Below are 6359 nucleotides of genomic sequence, written 5' to 3'. Positions count from 1 at the left end.
TAAAGAATATAATAATAATTATATCTTGCCTACCTGAAATTCTAACTCCTGAAACTCCTTTCATATTAAATAAAAGAATGAATGAAACTGTAATAAAACCAAAGTAAATAATGGCTATCTTTCTCTTATTACAATTATACAGATAACGAAAAAGCTGACTCATTTCTCATAGGCCTCCTTAAACAGCTCATGTACTGCTTTACCCTTTTGAAATCGTAGTTCTTCCACATTTTCATGCAATATTATTTCTCCATCTTTCAAAAAGATTACTTCATCGAATATATTTTCGATTTCTCTTATTAAATGAGTCGATATAAGTAGCGTACAATCTTCACGATAAAATTTAAGTATTAGCTCAAGTACATGTTCTCTAGAAACAAGATCAATCCCGCCCAACGGCTCATCCAGTACGTATAGCTTCACTTTTCGAGAAAACGTTAAAATAATCTGCAGCTTCTCAACCATACCTTTTGACAATGCTGTAATTTTTTCTTCTAACGGTATTTTAAATTCTGCAATCGTATCTACCGCTTTTTGAATATCGAAGTCTTTATAAAAATCTCGGTAAAAAAATAAAGCATCTTTTACAGTCATCCAATCATCAAAGACTGGCTTATCGGACATAAATGAAACGATTTCTTTCGTCTGTAATCCTACCTTTTTACCGTCTATTGTAATACTACCTTCAGAAGGGTGTTGCAAGCCTGCAATCATTTTCAATAACGTCGTTTTCCCGCTCCCGTTATCTCCAACAAGCCCAACGATTTTCCCTTCCGTAATCTCTATGTTTAATTCACGGATCACTGCTTTTAATCCGTATCTCTTCCATAAGTTTTCTATTTTCAATAGCTCTGTCATTGGCTCTCCTCCCTCTTATCATGTAATGAAGAACGAAGAATTGTAAGAATTTCTTCTTCTGAAAAACCTAAATTGTCCATTCCATCTATAAAAGAATGAAGTAATTCTTTCGCCATCTCTTTTCGCAGCTCCATAATTTTCTCCCCTTCATTCGTTACATACCGTCCCATTCCTCTACGTGTGACAACAACTCCATCCCGTTCTAGCTCTTGAAATGTACGCTGAATCGTATTTGGATTAACTTGTAATTCACTCGCTAATTCACGGACAGAGGGAATTTTATCACCAGGCAATAAATGTCCTGTTACGATTTCTTTTTTTATGTATTCCATTACCTGAATGTAAATTGGTGTATTTGGAGAAAACTCTATTTTCATTTCTTCCCTCCTTTTGTATCGGTGTACTAGTTAAATAATACACTGATACAAAAGGTTTGTAAATACCCATTTAATTACAAAAAAGTTCTATCCGTTAACCGAATAGAACTTCCCAAATATAAATCGCTATACAAAAATAATAGTGTTATGTAAACAAAATTATAAAGAAAAGCTGTCTTATCAATCAATAAGACAGCTTTTCTTTATAATCCTATATTAAAAGTTAAACACGAAGTCATCGTCAGCTAACTTTTCAACGTTCGTTGCTTTTACGTAACCATTTCCTTTTACAGAGAAGAAATCATGGTTTTTCGTATCTGTACGTAAACCATTTAAAACGATTGGGTTAATTTCTTCTTCTTCAAACTTCGGCTCAAGTCCTAAGTTCATAAGCCCTTTATTCGCATTGTAACGAACGAAACGATTTACATCTTCTACAAGACCGATAGAAGTGTAAATTTCTTCTGTATAGGCCATTTCAATTTCATATAGTTCCATTAATAACTCTTGTGTTTCTTTTTGCACTTCTTGTTGCTCTTCTGCAGAAAGTTCTGCGAAGATTTGTTGTGCTAAAATACCGACGAATACGCCGTGAATTGACTCATCCTTTACCTTCACATAAGTTCGCTACTCCTATGCCGTTTATACAGCTTACAGTTTCCTGTAAGAAGAGACTATATCATCTACCTTCTCAGGTAGCCCTCCATTTCGATTTAAGGGATTCTCACCCACCGCTTGGCCCTACTCCTCTTGCGGAATTTCACCGCCATTGGGATAGTCGTTGAACGTTCCTTTATCTACGTATCGCACCCACCACTGTTTATACAGTTTTCGATGTCTGATACGGCTTCCTGTGCCGCTCGATAACCCATGTTTTCTTTCAATGGATGCATTAGATTCACCGGCTTGTAGCATCTGAACGATGTCCAAAAACATTTCAAGAGTCACACGTCCCCTTGTTTTCAGTTGGTGTTCAGATTTAACCGGCATATAATTTTGCACTTTTCCCCAAAGATATTTATAACGTTTCTTATGTCGAATTAAAGATACATAATTAGGATGAAGATTATACATATCAGCAATTTCTGGATTTGTCTTTCCGCACTTTAGTAGTTCTACAATCTCAAAAAATTGTGCATCTGTAATTTTTGATTGTGGATTTTTTTCACCTATAACACGTTGCCTTTTCTTCTCTAATTGTTCTTCAGTGAATTTAATTCCACCCAATCCTTCTCCGCCTAACGTCAAGTTATAGCCATTATTATAAGAATCATACAGCCAAATATACTGTTGCTCAATCTCACTCAATTCTTCCAATGAACATTCTATTTCCTCTAGAATTCCATATTCTAAAGTGGATTCATATTTACAGTATACTGCTTGTAAATACCTATTATAATGTGTACCACTCTTTAACATCCACATATGTTCCCTAATTCGTTTTAAATTTGAAACGTTCACATCTTTACCAATATAATACTTCCCATTGATTTTTAAATAGTAAATTCCGTACATGTTATCGCTAGATAAAGGCTTCGCTGCTGATTGCCCTATCAGCTATTCTCCTTTCCATCTATTGATAGTTAGAGAATAACCTGAATGCATATATTCATCAATAATAATACAGATAAATTTACAATAGGGGGTCCCAGCAATTAAAAGGGTTTTTCAATTGGTATCTCTACCAAAAGCCGCCATAAGTTAACGGATAATAAGGTTAATAATTTCACCACTTGCCGTCAGTTTACCTTGACCAGCTAAGTAAAGTGGATAGAAAAATCCACTATAGAATAAGTAACTTTCTAAGAACACACTTGCTACCATTGCCATGTATAACTCTTTTTTCGTTACTTCAGGCTTTAATAAACGACGATAGTAACTAGTAATAATACCAGCTTTTTTCTCAAGTAACGGATGATTGTCTACCCAGTCAAAAATATCATCAATTTCTTCTTCTGTAGCTAATGTTGTGAAAATGTGACTATAACTTTTCGCATGTACTTCTTCCATAGCTCCCATGAAAGCTAATACACTTTTCGCTTGTAAATTTTCAAGATGAACAAGTACAAGTGGCATTCCTTCGCCACCTTGTTTCGTATCTAAAAGTGTTAAACCACCTAATACACGCTTATAAGCAATTTGCTCTTCTTTCGATAATTGCACCCAAGTATTTTTGTCAGACGAAACCGCGATTTCTTCTTCTGTCCAAAACTGAGCGATGTTTTGCTTCCAAAACATTAAACTGAAATCATCTTCCTTTTTATTCCAGTTAACAGCGCGCATTGAATCACCCCTATATCTATTATTGTTCTACTGAACGGTTAAATTTCCATCTAACAATGAAAAGCTAACCGTTTAGTAGAACAAACCAAGTATGAGCAGGGTTCATAACCCTGCTCATACTATTGGGTTATTCATTTAGTATGGCAATATGCCATTAAACGGTACAAGCCACACACTCTTCCACGCTTAATTTACGTGTTCTCGTATAATACAGACTCTTTAAGCCTTTTTTATGTGCATAGATGTAGTAACGTGCTAATTCACGTGTTGAAATATCACTATTAACGTAAAGAATTGTACTAATTCCTTGGTCAATATGTTCTTGAATTTCTGCGATTAAATCAATTAATTTAAACTGATTCATATCGTAAGAAGATTTATAGTACCAGAACGTATCTTTTGATAAATACGGCATTGGATAATATGTTGTCGCATTCGCATATGTTCTTGATTCGATTTGACTTACGATCGGCATTACGCTTGAAGTTGCATTTTGAACGTAACTGATTGATTGTGTTGGAGCAATGGCAAGACGATATGAGTTGTATAAACCATTCTTCTGCACTTGCTCTTTTAAACTTGTCCAATCTTCTTTTGTCGGAATATGAATTCCTTCAAATAGTTGCTGAACTTTTTCAGTTACAGGACTGTAATCTGTCGTTTCATACTTTTCGAAGTATGTGCCATTCGCATAATCAGATTTATCGAAGTCTTTAAATGTCTCGCCTTTTTCTGTAGCGATTTCCATACTTTTCTCAATAGAATAGTAATTTAACATCATAAAGAATGTACGAGCGAATTCTTTCGCTTCTGCACTTTCATAAGCGATTTTATTTTTTGCTAAATATCCGTGTAAGTTCATTGCTCCAAGTCCAACTGAATGAAGCTCGTCATTTGCTTTTTTCACAGTTGGTGCATTCGGAATAATCGTCATATCAGAAACAGCTGTTAAAGCTTCCATTCCCGCATGAACTGCTTCACGAATTTCTTTATTTTCCATTACGTTTACAATATTTAACGATCCTAAGTTACAGTTAATATCACGACGGATAATGTCATCTGTACCGTAATCATTTATTTCTGAAGTTTCTTGAAGCTGGAAGATTTCTGTACATAAGTTCGACATCTTCACAGTTCCAATATCCTTCAATGGATGTTGATTATTTGCATTTGATTTAAACATTAAGTATGGGTAACCAGACTCAAGCTGAATCATAGCGATTTTAATAAGCATATCACGTGCACTAATATCTAGTGGCTTCTTCTTCACTTTCGGATTGCTCATTAATTCATCGTACATTTCATCAATGTCAATATCATCTAAATGCTTGCCATATTCTTTATAAACCGTATAAGGCGCGAAAACATGGAAAGGTTCGTTTTTCTCAGCAAGCTCAAAGAACTTACTTGGAACGATAATTCCGATTGATAGAGACTGAATACGGCTCTTCTCATCGGCATTTATTTTTTTTGTATCAAGGAATTCAATAATATCCCAATGGAAAATGTTTAAATATACTGCACCGGCACCTTTTCGTTGGCCAAGCTGATTCGCATATGAAAACGAATCTTCAAGCAATTTCATAACAGGTACTACGCCACTTGCAGCGTTGTCGATACCTTTAATTTGCTCACCACGTGCGCGTAGCTTAGATAAGTTTAAAGCTACTCCCCCGCCGATTTTTGATAATTGCATCGCAGTATTAATGTTAAAGCCAATTGAATTTAAGCTATCATCCATCTCTAACAAGAAACAAGACACCATTTCTCCTCTTCTGCTTCTTCCCGCATTTAAAAAGGTTGGTGTCGCTGGTTGGTAGTTTTGTTTTACAATCATGCTTGCGAATTGTCTTGCTTTCGAAACATCACCGCGTCCTAAGTATAATGAAACAATTGCTACACGATCTTCATAGCTTTCTAAGTATTGTTTTTGATCATTCGTTTTTAACGCATAATCTTTGTAGAACTTAGATGCTGCCATATAAGATTGGAACTCGAAGTTTTCACCATAAGCGATGTTATATACTTCCTCTACTTCCTCCAAGCTATACTCGTCCAGAACGTTGTAATAGTAATCATGTTCTTTCATATACTCCATTCGCTCTGCCACGCTATTAAAAGGAACGGTATTCTCTCTAGCTTCTTCCATAAAGACTTCTAATGCCTCTTTATCTTTATGAAGCTGATAAAAACCGTCCTGCATTTGCGTGATTTCATTATTCAGTTCAATGTGTCGCAATCTCCCGCACCCTTTCCTTAAAATATTCTACATCGTTATTTGTTCCAGATAACTCAAATTTTGATACAATAGGCACTTCATATTTAGTAGAAATCTTGTCAGCACTTGCACCGAACATGTCTCCCCAGTTACGATTGCCGCTTGCAGATACGCCTTTTAATTTTTCATTATTGCGCTCTAAAAAGTCTAAAACACGTTCTGGTACATTTCCAAAACCTGTTGTATACGTAATAAGAATAAAGTCTTCATCTATTACTAGATCTTCATCAATTTGAACGGCCGGCATATTTAATTTGTGAATGAAACGCTTCACGTTTCCTGTCATAGAATCATATGCAACTAACATTTCCGACCCTCCCTCTCAAATCTATATTCTCTATATGTCGTTCTTGATTTCTCTATATATTGTATTACGTTTCAAAATAAGACACAAGATATATGTATAAATTCTTTCTTTTTTTAACTTTTACTTTTCGACATGATAGCCGTTTTTTTTCAATACAATGACTATGAAACAACATTCTAAAACTCATGTCAATAAAGTGCTTTTCAAAAAAGTTGTCAACGAATTTAACCTTATTTTTAAAAAAGTTAACAATATA

General features: G+C 34.9%; 5 protein-coding genes and 3 pseudogenes. All 8 read right to left on the bottom strand.

Features of this window, described 5'->3' with window-relative positions:
• Window positions 1-163: pseudogene (locus ACQGSG_RS25375) on the bottom strand (ABC transporter permease); the annotation flags it as partial.
• Complete coding sequence (locus ACQGSG_RS25370; protein WP_000137748.1) at window positions 160-858, bottom strand: ABC transporter ATP-binding protein; 699 nt, start codon at window positions 856-858, stop codon at window positions 160-162. The gene ACQGSG_RS25370 and the pseudogene ACQGSG_RS25375, both read right to left, overlap by 4 nt.
• A complete protein-coding gene (locus ACQGSG_RS25365) occupies window positions 855-1235 on the bottom strand; it encodes a GntR family transcriptional regulator (protein ID WP_000687512.1) in 381 nt (126 codons plus the stop codon). Before ACQGSG_RS25365 ends, ACQGSG_RS25370 begins: the two co-directional genes overlap by 4 nt.
• 216 nt (window positions 1236-1451) lie before the next feature.
• Window positions 1452-1847, bottom strand: a pseudogene (locus tag ACQGSG_RS25360) (ribonucleotide-diphosphate reductase subunit beta); the annotation flags it as partial.
• 129 nt (window positions 1848-1976) lie between these two features.
• Window positions 1977-2750, bottom strand: a complete 774-nt coding sequence (locus ACQGSG_RS25355) for a GIY-YIG nuclease family protein (protein WP_000274263.1) — start codon at window positions 2748-2750, stop codon at window positions 1977-1979.
• Between the two features lie 189 nt (window positions 2751-2939).
• A pseudogene (locus ACQGSG_RS25350) lies at window positions 2940-3518 on the bottom strand (ribonucleotide-diphosphate reductase subunit beta); the annotation flags it as partial.
• A gap of 154 nt (window positions 3519-3672) precedes the next feature.
• Window positions 3673-5757: a class 1b ribonucleoside-diphosphate reductase subunit alpha gene (gene nrdE / locus ACQGSG_RS25345; protein ID WP_001215839.1), complete on the bottom strand. Its 2085-nt coding sequence runs from the start codon at window positions 5755-5757 to the stop codon at window positions 3673-3675.
• Complete coding sequence (gene nrdI / locus ACQGSG_RS25340; RefSeq protein WP_000959447.1) at window positions 5744-6103, bottom strand: class Ib ribonucleoside-diphosphate reductase assembly flavoprotein NrdI; 360 nt, start codon at window positions 6101-6103, stop codon at window positions 5744-5746. The genes nrdE and nrdI overlap by 14 nt, the downstream gene beginning before the upstream one ends.
• Window positions 6104-6359 lie beyond the last annotated feature (256 nt).

Source organism: Bacillus sp. GMa5/1, from assembly GCF_050172015.1.
Taxonomy (GTDB): Bacteria; Bacillota; Bacilli; order Bacillales; family Bacillaceae_G; genus Bacillus_A; species Bacillus_A cereus.
Note: the sequence above shows the minus strand (reverse complement) of the source record. Positions and strands in the feature narration are given on the sequence as shown.

What these genes read in the sequence shown, in the direction of transcription:
- ACQGSG_RS25355 (WP_000274263.1), bottom strand. Translation starts at nt 2,750, where the DNA reads ATGTACGGAATTTACTATTTAAAAATCAATGGGAAGTATTATATTGGT.
- nrdI (WP_000959447.1), bottom strand. Translation starts at nt 6,103, where the DNA reads ATGTTAGTTGCATATGATTCTATGACAGGAAACGTGAAGCGTTTCATT.
- ACQGSG_RS25365 (WP_000687512.1), bottom strand. Translation starts at nt 1,235, where the DNA reads ATGAAAATAGAGTTTTCTCCAAATACACCAATTTACATTCAGGTAATG.
- ACQGSG_RS25370 (WP_000137748.1), bottom strand. Translation starts at nt 858, where the DNA reads ATGACAGAGCTATTGAAAATAGAAAACTTATGGAAGAGATACGGATTA.